We start from the raw sequence: 21,626 nt of genomic DNA on the forward strand, positions 1-21,626 counted from the left end.
CATCTGAGATCCAACATCTGGATCACCCGATCAAATGCCGTGCCAGATGATCGTGGATTTTCTCCCGTGTCCGCGCTTCGTCGCCGGACAGGGCGGCGTCCAGTATCTGCTGGTGGTGCCTTATGTTTTCCGAGATGAAGTCGAACGCCCGGTCTTCGACCATCAACTGTTGGCGGAAGCGGCAATAAATTCGGTGATGCGTGTCGCGTAACGTGTCCGACCCACAAGCCGAAATCAGGGTTTCGTGAAACTGACGTTCCGCCGCAAACCACAGATCGACAAACGGATCGATGTCCGTGGCTGTCTGCAATCGCATCTCAAGGTGGCTGAGTTGATGGTGGGCGGCGGTCAGCCGGGCCTCCCATGCCACGCCGCCAAGTCGGATCGACATGGCCGTCCCCTCGGCCTCAAGCAACACCCGCAAATGCGTCAGTTCTTTCACAACCTCCGCTGATTTTTCAGGGACGCGAAACCCGCGCTGTTCGCGAAACTCGACCAGACCCAGCGTCGACAGCCTGAACAGGATTTCGCGGATGGTGCTGGCCGAACACCCAAATTCCTGACGCAAATGCTCTGCGCGCACCTTCTGGCCGTGCGCAAATCCGTTCATCATCAGGCGACGCATCAAGGTGTCGTAGATGTCAGCGTTCTGAAGCATACCGCACCGTATTCCTGAATTCTGGGCACAATCAGTAAAACACAAAATCTCGAAATTACAATATAATCTCAAAAACTGCCCGAATTTCTCGTTTTTTGTTGTCGTGTGAGAAATCTCCGCTTAGCCTCACTCCTACAGAGCGTCAAAACGGGCTTAAGACCCATCCGTGCGCAATGGAAAATTTGTCTGGGAGGAAATTATGACATTCATGAAGAAGGCGACAACCGTCGCCGTCGCTGCCACGCTGGCAGCAGGCACCGCACTGACTGCGAGTGCGCAGGAAACCAAACTGCGGATTCAAACGCACTACGCCCCGGAAACCGTGTCCGGCAAGCTGGCCGCACAATATGTCGAGGACATTCAGACCATGTCTGGCGGCGGCATTCAGGTCGAAATGTTCTACAGCTCGTCTGTTGTGAAGTCGGTTGAAACATTCGACGCGGCTGCCACAGGCATTCTGGACTGTGACATGACGGGTGGCGGTTATCAGACCGGCAAAAACTCTGCGTTCCAGTTCGTCGGCGACATCATGGGCGGCTACGAAACCCCCTATCAACAGCTCAGCTGGCTGTACTTCGGCGGCGGCAAGGAAGCGGCTGCACCGCTTTACAACAAGTACGGCATGGAACTGATCGGCTGGTGGGTCTACGGCCAGGAATCCTTCGCGTCCTCGAAGCCAATCGAGAAGGTTGCCGACTTCAAGGACTGGAAATTCCGTTCGCCCCCGGCATGGAAACAAAGATCTTTGAAAAGCTGGGCGCCTCGCCCATCGTGATGGACTTCACCGAGATATTTACCGCGCTGGAAACAGGCATCATCGACGGCGCAGACGCATCTGGCCTCGCAAATAATGTGGGTCTTGGTCTGTATGACATCGTCAAATATGCAAACTTCCCGGGCTTCCACTCGATGCCTTCGGATCACCTGGCGTGCAACAAGGCCGTGTTCGACGCGATGCCCGAAGCGCACCAGACCATCATGAAGGTTGCCATGGAAGCGCTGGCACTGCGCACCGCCCTGACGTTCGAGAAGAAGAACGCCGAAGCGGCCGCACAACTGCGCGAGCAGGGTGTGACACTGTCCGCATGGGCGCCTGAAGAGCTGCAGAAGTTCCGTGACGCAGCACAGGCCACATGGCCCGAGTTCGCCGACACGCCAGAAGCCAAGGCCCTGGTTGACGCGCACCTCGCCTACCTCACTCAACTGGGCCTCGTGTCCGAATAAACGATCCTGGGGCCCTGTTCTTGCAGGGCCCCATCTTTGCCCAAGACTGACGGCAAGACCGGTCCGGGCATTTTCTTGAACAGGGGGACGAAAAGATGCAGGAGCGCTCTGGCACTCTGGTGGAATGGCTTGTGCCTTTGGCCTTTATCTTCGTCGCTGGCTGGGTCGTATGGCACATGCCCGCCTTCACCCTGTCTTTTTATCCACCAACTGACCCGTCCGAACACGATAAGCTGTCGGCATTGTTCGGGCGCGTCGATGTCACCCCCAATCTGGGTGGCCTGTTTGGCGGCACTGCCGATATTGCCGACTGGGCCGCACTGATCGCTATTCCCATCCTTGGATACATCGGCGTGCGCACGGTGCGCCGCGCCGGTATGGAGTTCGAAAGCTGGCGTCCGGCGGATCGCCTTGCTGTGTTTATCGGGCGCATCACCATGATGCTGATCGTCTGCCTGACCACAGTGATGCTCTACGAGGTGATGCTGCGCTATGTGTTCGAAGCGCCGACACTCTGGGCCAACGAAATGTCACTGTGGCTGGCCGGGTTCGTGTTCCTCTGCGCGGGCCTTTACGCCATGCAACAACGCAGCCACATCCGCATCGTGTTGCTATACGACGCTGTGCCACGCTGGTTGCAACGGGTGTTCGACACCATCTCGACCATCCTGATTGTCACCTTTGCCTTCTTCCTCATCTACGGCGGGTATGGAGAGGCGTTTGACAAGTTCTATCGCTGGGAAACCTTTGGCACAGCCTTTGACCCGCCGATTCCCGCCACGCTGAAACCGATGGTTCTGCTGGTCGTCGGACTGGTCGCCATTCAGTCTGTCGTGAACCTGATTTCCGACTGGAACGCCGAGGAAGTGCATTACGGCGGCGAGGACCTCGACGAAGAAGAAATCAAGCGCATCAAAGCGCAAGTGGCAGGGGACTGATCCATGGACATCGGTACGATTTCACTGGTCCTGATGCTGGGGTTGATGCTGTTGCTGGCCATTGGCATGCCGCTTGGGCTGGCCTCGGCCATCCTCGCCGTGCTGGTGCTGGTGATGAAGTTCGAGCCCGACCTGTTGCTGGCCCCATGGACCTTTGGCGATGGTATCCTGACCGGCAGGCCCGGATCGGGACCGCTGAACATTCTGGCGCAAAAAATCTACGGCCTCTTAACGGATTACGTCCTCATATCCATTCCGCTATTTATTTTTATGGCGGCCCTGCTGGAACGCTCGGGTATCGCCAAGGAGATGTATTCGTCCCTGAACGTCTGGCTGAACCGCACCCGCGGCGGCATTGCCATCGTAACCTCGATCATGGCGGTAATCATGGCCGCGATGTCGGGCATCATCGGGGGTGAGGTCGTTCTGCTGGGTCTGATCGCACTGCCGCAGATGCTGCGTCTTGGGTACAATCAGAACCTCGCCATCGGTGTCATCTGTGCGAGCGGCAGCCTTGGCACCATGATTCCGCCGTCCATCGTGCTGATCATCTACGGCCTGATCACCGAAACCTCGATCAAGGCGCTGTTCACCGCGTCCTTTATCCCGGGCTTCATGTTGGCCTCGTTCATCATCATCTACATCATCATCCGCACCCAGTTGAAACCCGAGGACGCGCCCCTGCCTGAACCGGTTGAAGGCGACCCGGCGGGCAGCGAAAAGGCGGGCCTGTTCTTTGCTTTCCTGAACCTACTGGTGGCCGGGTTCGGCACAGCCCTGTTCCTGCGCGCCTGCTTTTTCGAGTTCTCGGGGTCCAATGCGGCCAACACAGGCGCGGATGCGTTCTGGGGCACGTCCGAATTCATCTACATCTTTGGGATCATGGTGGCGGTCAGCCTCGGGCTGGCATTCTTCGTCTTTGGCAAAGAACGGACAGCGACGGGCTGGTCCATGGGCAAGGGGCTTGTGCCGCCCATCGTGGTGATCGGCGTCGTCATGGGGTCGATCTATGGCGGCATCACCGGCATCACCGAGGCGGCTGGTATGGGTGCATTTGCGGTCTTCGTGATCGCCCTGTTGCGCGGCGAGGCCTCGACCGAACTGGTCTGGGACGCGCTGATGCGGACGCTTAAGTCCACAGGCACGATCATCTGGGTCACCATCGGGGCGGCGACACTGGCCGGCGCCTATACCATCGCCGGCGGGCCAACTTACGTGGCCGACTTTATCGTCGGTTCCGAATTGCCCACGATGCTGGTGATCCTGCTGATGATGCTGATCCTGCTTTTCATGGGTGCCTTCATGGACTGGGTCGGGATCGTGCTGCTGATCATTCCGGTGTTCCTGCCGATCGTGCTGCGCCTGCCGCTGGACGAGATCGGACTGTTCGGAGAGTTGAACCCCCGCCACGTCGCGATCTGGTTTGGCGTTGTGTTCTGTATGAACATGCAGGTCAGCTTTTTGTCGCCACCGTTTGGGCCTGCGGCCTTCTATCTCAAATCCGTGGCCCCACCGCACATCACGCTGACTGATATTTTCAAAGGGTTCCTGCCCTTCATCGGGATTCAATTGATCGCGTTGTCGGTGCTTCTGATCTATCCTCCCATCATATCCATCCTGCTTTAGGAGCGGTCCAATGCTGACCGAGGCCCAAGTCACGCAGTTCTTTTCGGAGGGGTATCTGGTTGTCGAAAACGTCCTGCCCGGATCCGTTCTGGATGCGGTGCGGGCTGAATACAGCGATCTGATGGATGGGCTTTATGCCGGATGGCAGGCCGAGGGGCGCGTGCCGGATGGTGAGGGTCTCGATTTCTGGGGCAAACTGGGCGCGAGTTATGCTGCCGGATGCGATTGGTTCCAACCGATGGATATCAGTCTGCCCGGTGATCAGATTGCACCCGACACGCCCATGCACTTTGGCCCAGCAATCTTTGATCTGGTGATGCATGACGGCATCCTTGATCTGGCTGAGGCGTTGATCGGGCCGGAACTGACGCTCAATCCCATCCAGCATGTGCGGATCAAACCGCCCAGCCCGCAATTGGCACAGGATGAAACACGCGCACACATTACCCGCACCGATTGGCATCAGGACCGCGCCGTGGGGCTGGAAGAAGCAGACCAGACCGACATGGTCACTGTCTGGGTCGCCATCACCGATGCCACTGTGGAAAACGGATGTTTGCAGGTTGTGCCGGGGATCGAGGGCGGAATGCTGCCGCATTGTCCGCAGGTCCAGACGGCCATCGCGCCCGCGTTTCTGGACAAGGATCGCGCAGTGCCTTTGCCTGTGCGGGCCGGCGGCGTGGTGTTGTTTCATCCGCTGGTCCCGCACGCGTCATTGCCCAACACCTCAGATGGGTTCCGCTGGTCATTCGATCTGCGTTTTAGCAAAACCGGTCAGAACACCGGGCGTGAACACTTCCCCAGCTTTGTCGCCCGCAGTCCCAGCGCGCCGGAAAACGAGTTGCGCGATTGGCGTATGTGGCGCGACGGGTGGTTTGCGGCTCGCGACCGGCTTGCAAGCACACCGCATATCCCGATCCATCGGTGGGCCTCTGACGCGCCCTATTGTGCATAGAGGATACTATGGATTTCATTCGCCTTGATCCGACGGACACTGTTGTCACCGCCACCCGCGCCCTCGAAGTGGGCGTCGCGATTGAGGGTACGTCCACCCGTGCGCTGATCCCATCGGGGCACAAGATCGCCACCCGTGATCTCGCCCAAGGCGAGGCGATCCGCAAATACGCCCAAGTGATCGGATATGCGGCCGGTGCGATCAAGGCAGGCGATCACGTGCACACTCACAACGTCGAATTTCGCGCAACGGACGTGGAATATGAGTTCGGAACGAACCTGCGCCCGGTGCCACCCGCCAGCGGAGACACGTTCATGGGGTATCGCCGCGAAAACGGGCAGGTTGGTACCCGCAATTACATCGCAATCGTGACATCGGTGAATTGCTCGGCAACCGCCGCGCGCATGATCGCTGCGCATTTCACGCCTGACATTATGGCGGACTATCCCAACGTGGACGGGGTCGTCGCCTTTGTGCACGGCACAGGTTGCGGCATGGCGGATTCAGGCGATGGGTTCGAGGCGTTGCAACGGGTGATGTGGGGCTATGCCCGTCACCCAAACCACGCCGCCGTGCTGATGGTGGGCTTGGGGTGCGAGATGAACCAGATCGATTGGCTACTCGACGCGTGGGGGCTGAAACAGGGACCGACGTTCCAGACCATGAACATTCAGGCCGTGGCGGGCCTGCGTCAGACGATTGAAAAGGGAATTGAAAAGGTGGCCGCGATGCTGCCCATCGCCAATCAGGTGACGCGCAGCGAGTGCCCTGCCGCTGAACTGAAGGTCGCGCTGCAATGTGGTGGGTCTGACGCATGGTCGGGCATTACCGCCAACCCGGCGCTGGGCTATGCCACCGATTTGCTGGTGGCGCAGGGCGGCACTGGCGTTCTGGCCGAAACGCCCGAGATATACGGCGCCGAGCACCTGCTGACCGCGCGCGCCGCCGACCGCGTGACGGGCGAGCGGTTGATTGGCCTGATAAAGTGGTGGGAGGATTACACGGCCCGCAACAAGGGCAGCATGGACAACAACCCGTCGCCCGGAAACAAGGCGGGCGGGCTGACCACCATCCTTGAAAAGTCGCTGGGGGCCGCTGCCAAGGGGGCACAACCCCGCTAACCGGCGTCTACAAATACGCGGAAATCGTGAAGGCACGCGGTTTCACCTTTATGGACAGTCCCGGCTATGACCCGGCGAGCGTGACGGGGCAGATCGCGGGCGGGTGCAACCTTGTGTGCTTTACCACCGGGCGCGGCTCGGCCTTTGGCTCGAAACCCGCGCCGACAATCAAGGTGGCGACCAACACCGACATGTATAACCGCATGACCGAAGACATGGACGTGAACGCAGGCGCGATGCTGAGTGACGGCGTCAGCCTCGAAGAGAAAGGGCGCGAGATTTACGAGCTGTTTTTGCGTGTCGCCAGCGGAGAGCAGAGCAAATCCGAAGCCCAGGGCCTTGGTGATTATGAATTTGTCCCATGGCAGATCGGCGCGGTGATGTGATGGAATGTCTAAGCCAAGCGCAGAAAGACCATTTCGAAGAACACGGCTATCTTCTGGTCGAAAACCAGATCCCTGCTGACTGGCTGCAAAAGATCAGAGACGAGATCACCCGGTTCGAAGCTGAAGCGGCCACGATGACGGCCAGTAACGATCGCTTGGATCTTGAAGACAGTCACACGCCCGAAGCCCCCCGGCTGCGCCGGATCAAGCTGCCCCACACGATATCGGAAGTGATGCGGGACCTCATGTATTCTGACCATGTGCTTGCGCCTGCGCGTGACCTGATCGGGCCGAACCTGCGCCTGCACACAACCAAGCTGAACATGAAATCCGCAGGCTATGGCGCGGCGGTAGAGTGGCATCAGGACTATGCGTTCTATCCCCACACCAACGATGACATCCTGGCTATCGGCATCTGCATTGACGACATGGCCCCGGAAAACGGGCCGCTGATGGTCTATCCCGGCTCGCACAAGGGGCCAGTCTATGATCACCATGTCGATGGTGTGTTCGCTGGCGCGATGCTGCCGCAGGAAAACGGGCTGAACCCTGACGATGCGGTGCAACTGACGGGGCCAGCAGGCTCGATCAGCATTCATCACGGGCGGATCGTGCATGGCTCTGCGCTCAACACATCGGATCGCGCGCGGCGCATCCTGTTTTACGAGATGATGGCTGCGGACGCGTTCCCGATCATGGGCAGCATGACCAAGTGGGCGGGGATCGAGGATTACAACACCCGCATGCTTTGCGGTGAGCCGACGCTTACGCCGCGCCTCAAGGACATCCCGATCCGCATTCCGCAACCACAGCCGGATGTGCCGATCTCGATCTATGAAATCCAGAAGGGGCTGAAAAAACGCGCCTTCGATACCATTCCCCAGAAGGAGCAAGACACATGAGCAAACCAACAATCGGATTTATCGGCCTCGGGTTGATGGGTGGGGCCATGGTCGGGCGTTTGCAGGATCAGGGCTATGACCTCACCGTGATCGCAAACCGCAAGCGGACCTATGTTGATCAGGCTGTCGCGCGCGGCGCGTCCGAGGTCACAACCGCCAAGGCTGTCGCCGAAGCGTCTGACATCGTGATGTTGTGCATGGACACCTCGGCCAATGTCGAGGCGCGGATGCGCGGCGATGACGGGGTGATTGCCGGACTGAAAGACGGGGCGGTCGTAATCGATTTCGGCACATCGCTGCCCGCCTCTACACGCGCGCTGGGTGACGAAGTGGCGGCCGCCGGTGGGCAATACCTGGACGCGCCGCTGGGCCGCACGCCGTCCCATGCCAAGGACGGGTTGCTGAACATCATGGGGTCTGGCGACAAGGCCGCGTACGACAAGGTCAAACCGGTGCTCGACGATCTGGGCGAAAATGTCTTTCACCTCGGTGCGCTCGGGTCGGGACACACGATCAAGCTGATCAACAACTTCTTCGGGATGACTGTCGCCAACGCCATGTGCGAGGCGTTCGCCATGGCCGACGTTGCGGGTGTGCCGCGGCAGGACCTTTACAACGTGGTCGCCGCAGGGCCACTGAAATCCGGCATGATGGATTTTGTCAAAGGGTACGCCGTGGATGGCGATCCCAACCAACTGGCCTTTGCAATCAAGAACGCGGCCAAGGATGTCGGGTACTACGCCCAAATGGCATCCGATGCGGGGGTCGATTCAATCATGTCCAAATGCGCTTTGTCAGCTTTGAACGAGGCGCGCGATAATGGGCGCGCCGACGATATGGTTTCGCAAATGGTCGACTTTTACGCCGATCGGTTCAAAGGCTAACCCTTGGCGATAGCAGCCCGCGCACAGCAAGACCGCGCAGCCCTCGGTATCGTGATGACACTGGGGGCCTACGCGTTCTTTTCGCTGATCGACACGACAGTCAAATGGCTGGTGCTGGCGGGGCTGCCTGCGTTTCAACTGGCGTTCATGCGGTATCTGCCGCATTTTATCATCTCGACTCTGCTTGTGCTGCGTCAGGGCGCAAACTGGTCGAACTTCCAAACCGATCATCTAGGCCTCGTTATGCTGCGGGCGTTCCTGCTGGCCTCTGCCACATTGTTCAACTTCATCACGCTGAAATACCTGTCGCTGACGGTCACCGGGTCGATCATGTTTTCGGCCCCCATCATTGTCTGCGCGCTTTCATGGCCGCTGCTGGGGGAACGCGTGGGGCCTTGGCGCTGGGGGGCGATTGTTCTGGGTTTCGTCGGCGTGTTGGTGGTGATCCGCCCCTTTGACGCCGATTTTCACTGGATCGCGCTGCTTAATGTCTACAACGCCGTCTCACTGGCGCTTTACTCGATCATCACGCGCAAGATTTCGGGCGTGGTCGCGGCAGAGACGATGCAATTCTACATGGGCGCATTCGGTGCCATCATGCTGGCCCCTTTCGCACTCAGCGTTTGGGTGATGCCGGAAACCGGGTTTCAGTGGGCGCTGATGATCGGGCTTGGCATATGGGGCTGGGCCGGGCACGAAATCTTTTCACGTGCGCATGCCTACGCCCCTGCTAACACCCTCATGCCATACACCTACAGTTTCCTGCTGTATCTGGCCATTGCCAGCTATGTCGTGTTCAATGACGTTCCGGATGGCTGGACCCTTTTGGGGGCGGGCATCATTGTATGCTCTGGATTCATCGTGTGGTGGCGCACGAGCCGAAAGGAAATCACATGAAAGTCGCAGCAATTGGCGAGGCGATGATTGAACTCTCGATGGAGGGGGACACTGCCAAAGTTGGGGTCGCAGGCGATACCCTGAACACTGCGATCTATCTCAAGCGCAGCGCGCCTGACTTTGACGTGGACTATATCACACGGGTCGGCACCGATGCATTTTCTGATCGGATTGTCGATTTCATTGCATCCGAAGGGATCGGCACCCAGTCCATCCAACGAGACCCGGTAGGCACGCCCGGCCTTTACGCGATCACGACAGATGACAGTGGCGAACGGTCCTTTACATATTGGCGTGACAGCTCTGCCGCGCGCCTGACATTTGTGACGGACAAGGGCCCGGATTTTGTCGCGCTGGCACAGTACGATGTCATCTACCTGTCGGGGATCACGATGGCGATCCTGTCGCCCTCGACCCGTACAGCGCTGATGCGGTTCCTGCAGGCGTTCCGTAAATCGGGGGGCCGGGTTTGCTATGACAGCAACTATCGTCCGCGTCTTTGGCTCGATGCTGAAACGGCGCATACATTGAATGACGCGATGTGGGCCCTGACTGACATTGCCCTGCCGTCCATAGATGATGAGCATGAAATCACAGGCGAAAGCCCCACGGCCATCGCGCGTCGTTTCCTTGACACGAACCGGACCGGGGCGCTGAAGCGCGGGGCCAGTGGACCTTTGTGTTTGAAAACAGGGGCGACCTACAACTTTCCCCAGGCCGAAAAAGTGGTGGATACGACGGCGGCAGGAGACAGTTTCAACGGAGGGTATCTGGCCGCCTCGCTGACCGGCGCGTCACAGGCGAACGCCCTGCGCGCCGGGCACGATCTTGCGATGCAGGTGATCGGGCACAAGGGCGCGATTTTGCCCAAGTAGCTTGGGGCGCGTGGCAAAGGGGACTGAGGTCAGTATGGACGTGTTGCTGATAGGTGCGGGAATGGTGGCTCAGACCCATGTGCTTGCCTTGCGGGACAATACCGAGGATTTGCGTTTGGTGAGCGTTCTGGGACGTGATCAGACCCGGACCGCGGCGTTCTGCGCGCAGGCCAGCGAAACGATTGGCTCTCAGGTGGATGCGTTCATCGACCTGGATGATAGCCTTGCAACACGCCCCGACATGGCCATTCTGATCACCCCCCCGAATGCGCGGATCGACTATGCCAAAGCACTGGCGCAGGCAGGCATTCCGACCCTCATGGAAAAACCGCTTGAACGGACACTGCCTGCGGCCACGGAGGTTGTGGATGCCTTTGCCCGCGCCGAAGTACCTGCCGGGGTCTGCTTTCAGCACCGCACGCGGGCAGCATCGCAGGCGTTGAAGGCTCACCTCGATGCAGGCGATCTGGGGCAGATCGTGCACGTTGAAATCCGCGTGCCATGGTGGCGCGATCAGGCCTATTACGACGCACCAGGACGTGGGAGCTATGAGCGTGACGGTGGCGGTGTCATGATCAATCAGGCGATCCACAGCCTTGATCTGGCGCTTTGGCTGGCGGGACCGGTTGCACAGGTGCAAGCACAGATGCGAACGACGCCTTTGCACCAGATGGAAGCCGAAGACATCGCAACCGCCCTTTTGAAGTTTCGTTCCGGAGCAACCGGCGTGCTGAGCGCCAGTACCGCCGCCTATCCCGGTGGCCCGGAAAGCATCGCGCTGACAACCGCGCATGCACAGGTGCTGTTGCAGGGCGACACCCTGCAAATTGACTGGCACGACGGGCGACAGGACGTCATCGCGCCCGATGACAATACAGGCACGGGCGGAGGCGCCGACCCAATGGCCTTTTCACATGGCTGGCACCAATCGGTGATCGAGGATTTTGCCCGCAGTGTCAAAACCGGCACCTCCCCGCTCGCCCCGGCGCAAGAGGCGCTGCATGTCCATGCGGTCATTCACGCAATGGAACAGGCCACGCAGTCTGCCACGCTAACGAATGTGCCCACATGACCCTCAGCTTTGTCGCCCTCGGCCTTGATCATCGGCACATCTATGGCATGACCGAAAACATGATGCGCATCGGCGCGCGTTGCCTTGGGTACTGGACTGAAAGCGATCCGCAACCGCTGGCAGGGTACATCAAACGCTTTCCCGACCTGCAACGCTTTGGAACGCTCGACGAAGCGCTAGGGGCAGGGGCGGACCTTGCACTTGTGTCAGCAATTCCGGCTGAGCGGGCCTCGCTGTCCATTCGTGCCATGCAGACGGGCCATGACGTGATGACGGACAAGCCGGGATGCACGACGCTTGACCAACTGGAGCAGATCAAGACAGCAGTGGCCGAAACCGGTCGCATCTGGTCCATCAACTTTTCCGAACGGTTCGAGGTGCCGTGCGTCACGCTGGCGGACGAACTGGTCAAGAGCGGCGCGATTGGCCGCGTTGTGCACACTACCGGCCTTGGCCCGCATCGATTGAACCGCGACACGCGCCCGGGCTGGTTTTTCGATCGGGAAAGATACGGTGGCGTACTGACTGATATCGCATCTCATCAGATTGACCAGTTTTTGCATTTCACCGGTTCTGAAAGCGCAGATGTCACGATGGCCCATGTCGCAAATCATGCCAATCCGAACGACCCCGGCCTGCAGGATTTTGGAGAGATTGCGCTGCGCGCGCCCAATGCATCGGGATACATCCGCGTCGACTGGTACACGCCCGATGCCTTGCCCAATTGGGGCGATGGGCGGCTGACCCTGCTTGGGACAGACGGGTATATCGAACTGCGCAAATACGTTGACGTGGGTGGACGTGAAGGCACTGATCACCTGATCCTCGTGAATGGAACGGACTGTCGTTCGATTGACGCACACGACGCCGGTCTGCCCTATTTTGACCGCCTCACCCATGACATCGCGCACAGGACAGAAACGGCAATGACACAGGCGCATTGCTTTACGGTGATGGAACTTGCCCTGCAGGCGCAGGAAATGGCGGAAGGTGGGTCAACGTGATCCGGGTGGCTGTTCTGGGTGGGGGGATCGGTGCACAACACCTGGCGGCATACCGAACCCTTGATGCGTTCAAGGTCACGCATCTGGTTGATCAGGATGATCAACGGCGCGCCACTTTGTGCGGCGACACGATCACTGGCCTGACGGACTTCGAGGCGGCTTTGCGCGCGGATGTGGACGTCATCGACATTTGCTTGCCGCCGCACCTGCATGCAGAGGTGGCCATCCAGGCATTGCAGGCCGGCAAACATGTGATCTGTGAAAAACCACTTGCGACTTCGTTGGCGCAGGTCGATGCAGTCAGATCAGCGGCTGACGCGGCGGGCAAGCAGGTCTTTCCGGTGTTCCAGTACCGTTTCGGACCCGCCTTTGCGCAGCTTGCCGCGTTACATGACGCGGGGCTGACGGGCGCTCCACGCACGGCAGCACTTGAAACACATTGGAATCGTGGCGCGGATTACTACGCTGTGCCATGGCGCGGCACATGGGACGGTGAACAGGGTGGTGCGGTGCTTGGGCACGCGATCCACGCGCATGACCTGCTGTCCCACTTCACGGCCCCGATCACTGGGGTGACGGCACGTTTGGCCACCCTTGTGAACCCGATCGAGACGGAGGATACAGCCGCCTTGATCTTCGATCTTGCGGGGGGTGGCGTTGCGACAAGTTCTATCACGCTGGGCAATGCACATGACGAAACCCGGCTGCGGTTTGTGTACGAACACCTCACCGCGACGTCACATACGAATCCGTACGCTCCGGGGGAGGGAGAATGGGCGTTCATCGCACGCGATCCGGCGAAACAGGGAAAGTTGGATGAAGTGGTAAACAACGCGCCTCGATGTGCGTCGGGATTTGCCGGATTTCTGACCGAGGTTTCCAAAGCTCTGACTGGCGCACCGAATGCCGCTGTAACGCTCGAGGATGGAGCAGCCTCCATCGCGCTTGTCACGGCGATATACGCATCGCAGCGCAGCGGTATTCCTGTTGCGCTACCCCTGGGCGGCGACCACCCTCTTTACAACGGATGGCAGCCATGACGCGGATCGGAGTTGCCGGGGCGGGCCTGATCGGACGCCAGCATATCGCAGCCATCGCGCGCACGCCGGGTGTAACGCTGTCCGCCGTGCTTGACCCGGCGGCCGCTGATATCGAGGGGCCATCTGCGTGTGACTTGGCGGACCTTGCCGAGCAATCCGACGGCATCATCCTTGCGGTGCCAAATGCGCTGCACGCGCCCATGGCGCAGGAACTAATTGCTGTCAATTGCCCCATGCTGATCGAAAAACCCCTGACGGGCAGTGCTGTCGAAGGAAAAACGCTCGTCGATGCGGCCAAAGAGGCGGATGTACCCATTCTTGTCGGTCATCATCGCCGTCACAATCCACTTGTCGCCAAGGCAAAAGAGATTGTTGAAGGCGGCGGGCTGGGCACCTTGACGACAGTGCACGGCCAATGCTGGTTGCCCAAGCCCGACCATTACTACGATGCCGATTGGCGGCAGGGCGCAGGGGCGGGTCCGCTGTTCATCAACCTGATTCATGACGTTGATGTCCTCATGTATCTGTGTGGCCCAATCGCGCAGGTTCAGGCACTGGAAAGCAACCGGGTTCGCGGAACGGGTGCCGAAGAGGTCAGCGTTGCGATCCTGCGTTTTGCCAGCGGTGTGCTCGGCACACTGAACCTCGCCGACGTCGCGCTTGGACCGTGGAGTTGGGAGCTGACGGCTGGGGAAAACCCGGCCTATCCAAAGACCGATCAGTCGTCATACTTGATCGGCGGTACACATGGGTCTCTCGCCCTTCCAAACTTAACCGTATGGAGCCAGAAGGCAGGTCCGGACTGGTGGGCCCCAATCGACCAGACCCGCCTTCCAATTCCAGCAAGTGATCCACTATCAACGCAGATCGCCCACTTTGCAGATGTGATTGTGGGGCGTGCCACACCGTTGGTCAGCGCCGCTGACGGACTGCGTGCCGTGCAGGTGATTGAGGCGATCAAGCAAGCGGCGCAAACAGGCGTATCCGTCGACATCCCCGAAATTTAGGCCCTCGCCACGGCCAAAAGCTGTGCTAGCGTAAGGATGCGCGCGGTTGCGCGCCGCGATAGGGCAGGGGGTGTCTTTTGGACCTGCCCGGCGTCCGCGCCCGACGTGAAACCCCACCTGAAAACATGATGAGAAAAGGAGGCATCTGATGCCATCAGTGGGTGTTATTGGATTGGGAGACATGGGCAGCGGGTTGGCCAAGAACCTGATTGCAAACGGATTTGAAACATGGGGGCGTGACCTGAAGGACACGCGGCAACAGGCCTTTGGCGACATGGGCGGGCACTTGGCGACCTCCACCGCCGAAGTGGGGCGAAATGCGGACTACGTCTTTGTCATGGTCATGAAAGGTGCCGAAGCGCACGAGGTGATCCTTGGTGAAGGCGGGTTAGCCAGCAGCATGAAATCGGGCGGAACGATTCTGCTCACCTCCACCATCAAACCTGCCGAGGCGCGCGCCATCGGTGAAGGTCTGAAGGATACCGGGCTCAACCTGATCGACAGTCCGGTGTCGGGTGGCTATCCCGGCGCGCAGGCCGGTACGCTGACGCTGATGGCTGCGGCCCCCGACAATGTTCTGGGCGATGCAAGACCGGTGATGGAGGCGGTGTCGGCCTCCATCCATCAAGTCGGCACATCGCCGGGCGAAGGGCAGGTGGTCAAGGCCTGCCTGCAATCCCTGATCGGTTCGATCTTTTCAGCGACATTCGAAGCGGCAGTTCTTGCCGCCAAGGCCGGTGTGCCCGGTCAGGTGATTTTGGATGTGTTTTCGACGTCCTCCGCAGGGTCGGGCATCACCAACAACGCGCTGGAAAAGATTATTGATCGCCAGTTCGAAGGCACGGGCAGTCATATCAACACCATGCACAAGGATCTCACGATCTCTATGGCGCTTGGCGAAGAACTTGGTGTCCCGCTCCATACGGCAGCGTCTGCGATGCAGATTTTTCATGCCGGGCGAACGCGTTATCCACAGGGGGACAATTGGGTCGCCATCCGTGTGATAGAAGAGATCGTGGGTGCTGAACTGCACCGCGATGGCGCAAAGGCGACACGATGAAACTTGGGGTTATTACCGACGGAATCAGCCGCGATCTTGGCAATGCAATTGATGTGATGGATGAGTTCGGCCTTTCCTACGCCGAATTGCAATATATCGGTGAGACTGAAGTCGGCGATCATTCAGCCCATCAGATCAGGGATGTCGATACCCTTCTGCGTGACCGCGGCAAGCCTGTTTCGTGCCTGTCGCGCCACATCTTTGCAGGGATGACCACGGCCAACCGTGCTGGCGACCCCCTTCACACCCAGCACATGGATGCACTCAAACGCGTGATCGACATGGCGCATGTGGTTGACAGCCCGCTTGTGCGGATCATGACCCAGAAAAAAGAACAGATCCTGTGGGGCTCAGGCGGAGCTGAAAATTGGAATGTCGCCCATGGTGCGTGGGACACGATGGCCCCGATGATTGCGCCAGCCGTCGATCTTGCGCGCCGCGAAGGTATCACGCTGGTGGTCGAGACGGGCAATGGTACGATGGTCAACTCCAACTACACCGCCCGCCGGTTGATCGACGAACTGGATGCAAAGGACGTGCTGAAGGTGCTGTGGGATCCAGCCAACAATTGTTGGTGTCACGAACTGGCTTATCCGGACGGGTATGACGCGGTGAAAGATGGCTATCTTGGACACATCCATATCAAGGATGTTGTGGTCGATACACCGCGCGCGACGCTAGAAGTCAGGGAACTGGGGTATGGTCAACTTGGCCCGTTGTTCCAGCCGATGGCGGATGCGCTGCGCGCGGATGGATATGAGGGCGTGGTTTCTTTCGAAAGCGTCTATCACCCGGGAAACGGAGATTTCGAGGCCGGTTTTCGAGCCTGCGTGGAGCAGTTTAAAGCGATCTTCGGGCCTTAGCTGGCTGCACTGGAAGCAATTGAGACCGGCAACGAGAACTAGGGCGCGTTTCACTTGTCAGTGATTTGGCGCAAGTGCCCTTTCTTGACCCAAAGCCGCGCGCCATCCTTGCCTGCCGTCAGGTCAGACTTTGATCCGGGTGCGAGGCGCAACCAATCGCGTGGGCCCATCTTGTCCTCACCGGCGCAGATCGTGCCTTCCAATACGAGAATTTCGGCGCCGTCTTCGGCTGTAAACACGTGCCGTGTTCCACCTGTCCAGACCTCAAGGCGAACATGTTCGCGGGCGTCCTGAAACAGCGTGTAAGTCTCGACACCGGTCCGGGCGACATCGGGTGTCGTATCGACCGCGGTGGTATCGATGCGCACATGTTCGCGGTCTTCCGGATCGAATTGCCACAGCTTCACAAATATCGTCGCACCCGGTTCAGAGCGGGGCGTGTGGCGCGACGTGGGCGGATTGCGCACGTAGGTGCCGACGGGAAAGTCGCCGTCTTCATCCTGGAACACGCCATCGAGCACGATGTATTCCTCACCACCGTCATGGGTGTGTGCATCAAACGTGCTGCCGGGTGCGAACCGAACGATGGTCGTTGCGCGGGCCACCTCGTCACCGATGCGATCCAGCATCTTGCGTTCCACTCCGGCCCCGGGAGAAGCCCGCCACGGGTTGTCGTCATAAGCAACGCGCACATCTTCGGTAAAGTCGGCGTTCAGTTCCATGATGGGCTCCTTCAGTGTTGCCTACCAATAGGTAGATGTTTAGCGTAATTTGGCAAGCGGCAGTTCATGAGTTTTGCTTTGGGTGTACAATTTCCGGTCCATTGGGCGCAAACCAGTAAGTAGGCAAATAGAGTGGAAACGAAAACAAACCTCCTGATGTGTGCAGAGCATCTGGCCCGCAGTCGCGGATTCGACGGGTTCAGCTACAACGATCTTGCTGAAGAGGTTGGCATTCGCAAGGCCTCCATTCATCATCATTTCAAGACCAAAGGGGATCTGTCGCTGGCCCTTATCATCCGTTACCGGGATATGGTCGCCGATAGGTTGGCGGATATTGCAGCATGTCAACCGCGCGCCTCTGGTCGGCTACTGGCCTTTTTGAACCTGTACCGCGAAGCCATGGATGGCGGGCGCAGCCTGTGCCTGTGCGTGGCTTTGAGCGTAACGCAAAGCGCCCTGCCGGATGACACACGAGCGCAACTGGCTGGTTTTCACGCCGATGTCGCGCGATGGTTGGAGACAGTGTTCCGACTGGGCCTGCGCGATGGCAGCATCCGCTCTGTGGGCGCGCCAAGGGCCGAGGCCCACGCCGCGCTTGCCGTGGTGGAAGGCGCGCAAATCATGGCGCGCGCCGCCGGTGAAACGTCGCGTTTCGAAGCCGCCATCGACGTGCTGCGCGCCCGCACCATCTGACCCGGCCGCCCGAAAACAGCGCCCGAGAATTGTGATGTGCTTTGCCCACCCACCTGTGCAAGTCTGTCCGGGTGACTAACGGTGGGACGACAGAATGAAAAAAGAAATTGTGGCGCAGCTTTCAGAACTTGAGGATCGCAGCCCGGCTTATGCTCTGGTTGACGAAGTGGATCTGGTGGTTGTGCGTTTCGACGACGACATTTCAGTGTTCTATGGCCGGTGCCTTCACCGTGGCGCGCTGATGTCAGACGGGTTCGTACGTGGCAACAATCTGATCTGCGGCCTGCACGACTGGGACTACCGGCTCGACAGTGGCGTAAGCGAATACGCCAATGACGAGGCCCTGCCAAAGTTCAAAAGCTGGCTTGAAGGGGACAACATCTGCGTCGATGCGGACGAGATTTCAGCTTGGGCGCATGATAATCCGCAACCCTACAACCGTGATGCGTACCTTGGCCTTTATGCCGACACGTCCCACGGCACCGACGAAGAACCCTACACCGGCCTGATCCAGCAATATGCGCGCGATGGGCTGTCCAAGACGGGGCATCATGGCAAGGTCGATGCCATGGGCGTCCCGCGCCACACGCTTCCTGATTGGGATGACATCCAGATTCTGACGGCCCAACTGCACAAGCCCCCATTGCTGGACGATGATCCGGTGGGGACCGAAGTTGTCATCGGCCCGAACGCGCAAAAACCGCTGCGCCTGAACATCCCGCTGTTCGTATCTGACATGTCCTACGGCGCATTGTCCGAACCGGCCAAGGTCGCGTTGGCGCGCGGCGCGGAAATCGCGGGCACCGGTATTTGTTCAGGCGAAGGCGGCATGCTGCCCGAAGAACAGGAGGCAAACTCGAAATACTTCTACGAACTCGCCTCTGCCCGGTTCGGGTTCAGCTGGGACAAAGTGGCCAAGGTGCAGGCGTTCCACTTCAAAGGTGGCCAAGGTGCCAAGACCGGCACCGGCGGGCACCTGCCCGGCCACAAGGTCAACGGCAAAATCGCCGAGGTGCGAGGGTTGGACGAAGGCGACGATGCCATTTCCCCGGCACGCTTTCCCGACTGGACGGACCCTATCCAGATCAAGGACTTCGCGGACGAAGTCCGGGACCGCACTGGCGGCATTCCCATCGGCTACAAACTCAGTGCGCAACATATCGAAAAGGACATCGATGCCGCGCTGACCGTTGGTGTCGACTACGTCATACTTGATGGCCGTGGTGGGGGCACAGGGGCTGCACCCATCATTTTCCGTGACAACATCTCGGTGCCGACGATCCCTGCACTAGCGCGCGCCCGCGCACATCTTGATCGGCTTGAGCGGCACGATGTCTCTCTTGTCATCACGGGCGGACTGCGCAAACCGGCCGATTTCGTCAAGGCGCTTGCCTTGGGTGCGGACGCGGTTGCGCTCTCCAATTCGGCGATGCAAGCGATTGGATGTATCGCCATGCGCGCCTGCCACACCAACAACTGCCCCGTCGGGATCGCAAGCCAGAAACCACATCTGGTCAATCGACTGATCGTCGAAAAATCAGCCCGTCAGCTTGCCAACTTCTTTGAGGCCAGCACTGAACTTATGCAGGTCATGGCCCGCGCCTGCGGCCACGATCACCTGAACAAATTCAATGCGGGTGACCTCACCACATGGAAAAGGGACATGTCCGAGATCTCGGGTGTTCCGTTCGGAGGATTGACATGAGCGAGCAACTGGACTGGATCAGCGTCGGACACACAAGCGATCTGCCCGAAGGGCGGGTCAAGACCGTCACCGCGCGCACGACTTCAATCTGCCTGTCACATTTTGACGGGCAATGGGCGGCGATGAACAACCACTGCCCCCACCAGCGCGGGCCGCTGGGCGAGGGGTCGATCGAGCGTGGCGAAGGTGGAAAATGCTGGATCCGCTGCCCGTGGCACGGCTGGGATTTTGACCCGCTCACCGGTAAGCCGCCCGGCGGACACGAGGACAGCGGGCAGGACATCTACCCGGTCAAGGTCGAAGGGGACGAGATATTCGTCGGCCTTGAACCTGAACCACCGCATGAGCGCACTGTGAGTGATCAGATGGCCGAAAGCATGGTCAACTGGGGCATCAAGCACGTCTTTGGCATGGTAGGCCATTCCAACCTTGGTCTCGCGGACGCCATACGGATGCGTGTCGAAGCTGGGGAGATGAAGTACATCGGGATCCGTCATGAAGGGGCGGCGGCCTTTGCGGCCTCGGCCTATGGCAAGCTGACGGGCCATCCGGCGGCCTGCCTGACCATCGCGGGCCCCGGTGCCACGAACCTGCTGACAGGTCTGTGGGATGCAAAGGTTGATCGCGCGCCGGTGCTTGCGCTGACAGGTCAGGTGCAAACGCAGGTCTTTGGACCCGGCGCGTTTCAGGACATCGACCTCGCCTCGGCGTTTGCGGCTGTCAGCAAATTCAGCCAGACGGTCCTATCCACCTCAAACCATTCCGAACTTGTCTCGCTCGCGATGAAGAACGCGCTGGTGCAACAGGACGTCGCGCACCTGATCTTTCCGGATGATATGCAGACGAACCCGTCGGACAAACCCGCCAGCGCACCGGACGGGCGCATGGGACGCGCAGTTGTAAAGCCGTCGGATGATGACGTCGCGGATGCACTCAAAATGCTGAATGGCGCCAAGCGGCCCATTCTGGTCGTGGGCCATGGCGCGTGGGATCATATGGATGCGATCACGGCGCTGGCCGAAATCCTTGGCGCTCCGGTGTTGACCACGTTCAAGGGCAAGGGACTAATCGCCGACGATCACCCGAATGCGGCAGGTGTCTTGGGGCGCTCGGGCACGCCCATTGCAAGCTGGTTCATGAACGAGGCGGATTTGATCCTGACGCTTGGCACCTCGTTCTCCAATCACACTGGCATCGCGCCGAAAAAACCCATCATCCAGGTCGACTACGAACGGATGCAATTGGGCAAATTCCATTCGGTCGATCTGCCGATCTGGGCTGAAATCGGTGCGTTTTGCGAGGCGATCAGCGCCGATATCAACCGCCCTGCCGACGCGCCGGACCAAATCGGCGAACTGGCTGACCGTTGGCAAATCTGGCGCGACGAAAAGGAAACGCGATTGGGCGAGGCGGCTGGAAAAGGCATCCACTCGGCAGCGATCTTCAAGGTGCTGTCACGTATCGCCCCACCAGATGCGATCATCGCAGTGGATGTCGGCAACAACACCTATTCCTTCGGTCGCTACTTTGAAACCAAGGGTCAGCGGGTGCTGATGTCGGGCTATCTTGGCTCCATCGGTTTCGGCTTTCCTGCGGCCATGGGGGCGTGGGCGGCGACACAGGATTTCGATTGGTTGAAGGGTCGTAAAGTCATTTCAATCTCGGGCGACGGCGGATTTGGCCAGTACCCCATGGAACTGACCACGGCTGTTAAATACGGCATGGACATCACCCATGTGCTTTTGCACAACGGCGAGCTTGGCAAGATCTCGAAAGAGCAGCGGTCCGGCGAATGGCCAGTGTGGGAGACCAACCTGCACAACCCGTCCTTCGCTGCCTTCGCCAAGATCTGCGGCGCGCATGGGGAAAAGGTGGTGTCGCCAGACGCGATTGAGGCCGCGCTGCAAAAGGCACTGGATGTTGAGGGGCCTACACTGGTCGAAATTATGACTGACGCCGATTTGGTGTAAACGGGGTCAATCGCAGCACACAGA

18 protein-coding genes and 2 pseudogenes are annotated in these 21,626 nt (G+C 59.4%); 18 read left to right on the forward strand and 2 right to left on the reverse strand.

From position 1 onward, the window contains the following. Positions 1-22 precede the first annotated feature (22 nt). On the reverse strand, positions 23-658 hold the full coding sequence (locus tag ACERZ8_RS06530; RefSeq protein ID WP_407591396.1) for a GntR family transcriptional regulator: 636 nt from the start codon (positions 656-658) through the stop codon (positions 23-25). 199 nt (positions 659-857) lie between these two features. Between ACERZ8_RS06530 and ACERZ8_RS06535 the strand changes: the two are divergent. From ACERZ8_RS06535 to ACERZ8_RS06605, 15 genes and pseudogenes are all read left to right on the forward strand, one after another. Then, positions 858-1,882: pseudogene (locus tag ACERZ8_RS06535) on the forward strand (TRAP transporter substrate-binding protein). 95 nt (positions 1,883-1,977) lie between these two features. Beyond that, a complete protein-coding gene (locus ACERZ8_RS06540; protein ID WP_407591397.1) occupies positions 1,978-2,820 on the forward strand; it encodes a TRAP transporter small permease subunit in 843 nt (280 codons plus the stop codon). 3 nt (positions 2,821-2,823) lie between these two features. Then, positions 2,824-4,446, forward strand: a complete 1,623-nt coding sequence (locus ACERZ8_RS06545) for a TRAP transporter large permease (RefSeq protein ID WP_407591399.1) — start codon at positions 2,824-2,826, stop codon at positions 4,444-4,446. 10 nt (positions 4,447-4,456) lie between these two features. Further along, on the forward strand, positions 4,457-5,401 hold the full coding sequence (locus ACERZ8_RS06550; protein WP_407591400.1) for a phytanoyl-CoA dioxygenase family protein: 945 nt from the start codon (positions 4,457-4,459) through the stop codon (positions 5,399-5,401). Between the two features lie 8 nt (positions 5,402-5,409). Further along, positions 5,410-6,908 (forward strand): annotated as a pseudogene (locus ACERZ8_RS06555) (UxaA family hydrolase). Next, the gene (locus tag ACERZ8_RS06560) at positions 6,884-7,810 is read left to right on the forward strand and encodes a phytanoyl-CoA dioxygenase family protein (protein WP_407591401.1); all 927 of its coding nucleotides are present in this window, start codon (positions 6,884-6,886) and stop codon (positions 7,808-7,810) included. The pseudogene ACERZ8_RS06555 and the gene ACERZ8_RS06560 overlap by 25 nt, the downstream one beginning before the upstream one ends. Further along, entirely contained in the window at positions 7,807-8,694 is an 888-nt protein-coding gene (locus tag ACERZ8_RS06565) for an NAD(P)-dependent oxidoreductase (protein ID WP_407591403.1), read from the forward strand. The genes ACERZ8_RS06560 and ACERZ8_RS06565 overlap by 4 nt, the downstream gene beginning before the upstream one ends. Positions 8,695-8,697: 3 nt before the next feature. Then, the gene (locus ACERZ8_RS06570; RefSeq protein ID WP_407591404.1) at positions 8,698-9,591 is read left to right on the forward strand and encodes a DMT family transporter; all 894 of its coding nucleotides are present in this window, start codon (positions 8,698-8,700) and stop codon (positions 9,589-9,591) included. Then, a complete protein-coding gene (locus ACERZ8_RS06575) occupies positions 9,588-10,466 on the forward strand; it encodes a sugar kinase (RefSeq protein ID WP_407591405.1) in 879 nt (292 codons plus the stop codon). Before ACERZ8_RS06570 ends, ACERZ8_RS06575 begins: the two co-directional genes overlap by 4 nt. A gap of 10 nt (positions 10,467-10,476) precedes the next feature. After that, entirely contained in the window at positions 10,477-11,538 is a 1,062-nt protein-coding gene (locus ACERZ8_RS06580) for a Gfo/Idh/MocA family protein (protein WP_407591406.1), read from the forward strand. Beyond that, complete coding sequence (locus ACERZ8_RS06585; protein WP_407591407.1) at positions 11,535-12,542, forward strand: Gfo/Idh/MocA family protein; 1,008 nt, start codon at positions 11,535-11,537, stop codon at positions 12,540-12,542. The genes ACERZ8_RS06580 and ACERZ8_RS06585 overlap by 4 nt, the downstream gene beginning before the upstream one ends. Further along, the gene (locus ACERZ8_RS06590; RefSeq protein ID WP_407591408.1) at positions 12,539-13,582 is read left to right on the forward strand and encodes a Gfo/Idh/MocA family protein; all 1,044 of its coding nucleotides are present in this window, start codon (positions 12,539-12,541) and stop codon (positions 13,580-13,582) included. The genes ACERZ8_RS06585 and ACERZ8_RS06590 overlap by 4 nt, the downstream gene beginning before the upstream one ends. After that, positions 13,579-14,589: a Gfo/Idh/MocA family protein gene (locus ACERZ8_RS06595; RefSeq protein WP_407591409.1), complete on the forward strand. Its 1,011-nt coding sequence runs from the start codon at positions 13,579-13,581 to the stop codon at positions 14,587-14,589. Before ACERZ8_RS06590 ends, ACERZ8_RS06595 begins: the two co-directional genes overlap by 4 nt. Before the next feature lie 148 nt (positions 14,590-14,737). Then, positions 14,738-15,649, forward strand: a complete 912-nt coding sequence (locus tag ACERZ8_RS06600; RefSeq protein WP_407591410.1) for an NAD(P)-dependent oxidoreductase — start codon at positions 14,738-14,740, stop codon at positions 15,647-15,649. Continuing rightward, a complete protein-coding gene (locus ACERZ8_RS06605) occupies positions 15,646-16,512 on the forward strand; it encodes a sugar phosphate isomerase/epimerase family protein (RefSeq protein ID WP_407591411.1) in 867 nt (288 codons plus the stop codon). Before ACERZ8_RS06600 ends, ACERZ8_RS06605 begins: the two co-directional genes overlap by 4 nt. Positions 16,513-16,562: 50 nt before the next feature. On the opposite strand, the gene ACERZ8_RS06610 is transcribed toward ACERZ8_RS06605, so the two are convergent. After that, entirely contained in the window at positions 16,563-17,234 is a 672-nt protein-coding gene (locus tag ACERZ8_RS06610; RefSeq protein ID WP_407591412.1) for a cupin domain-containing protein, read from the reverse strand. Between the two features lie 132 nt (positions 17,235-17,366). On the opposite strand from ACERZ8_RS06610, the gene ACERZ8_RS06615 reads away from it, so the two are divergent. The 3 genes from ACERZ8_RS06615 (at position 17,367) to ACERZ8_RS06625 (ending at position 21,602) form a co-directional block, all read left to right on the forward strand. After that, positions 17,367-17,927: a TetR/AcrR family transcriptional regulator gene (locus ACERZ8_RS06615; protein WP_407591413.1), complete on the forward strand. Its 561-nt coding sequence runs from the start codon at positions 17,367-17,369 to the stop codon at positions 17,925-17,927. Between the two features lie 94 nt (positions 17,928-18,021). Further along, positions 18,022-19,632 carry a glutamate synthase-related protein gene (locus tag ACERZ8_RS06620; protein WP_407591414.1) on the forward strand — a complete coding sequence of 537 codons (1,611 nt, stop codon included), beginning with the start codon at positions 18,022-18,024 and terminating at the stop codon, positions 19,630-19,632. Next, complete coding sequence (locus tag ACERZ8_RS06625; protein ID WP_407591416.1) at positions 19,629-21,602, forward strand: thiamine pyrophosphate-binding protein; 1,974 nt, start codon at positions 19,629-19,631, stop codon at positions 21,600-21,602. Before ACERZ8_RS06620 ends, ACERZ8_RS06625 begins: the two co-directional genes overlap by 4 nt. Positions 21,603-21,626 lie beyond the last annotated feature (24 nt).

Source organism: Tateyamaria armeniaca, assembly GCF_045797845.1.
In the GTDB taxonomy this organism is placed as follows: Bacteria; Pseudomonadota; Alphaproteobacteria; order Rhodobacterales; family Rhodobacteraceae; genus Tateyamaria; species Tateyamaria armeniaca.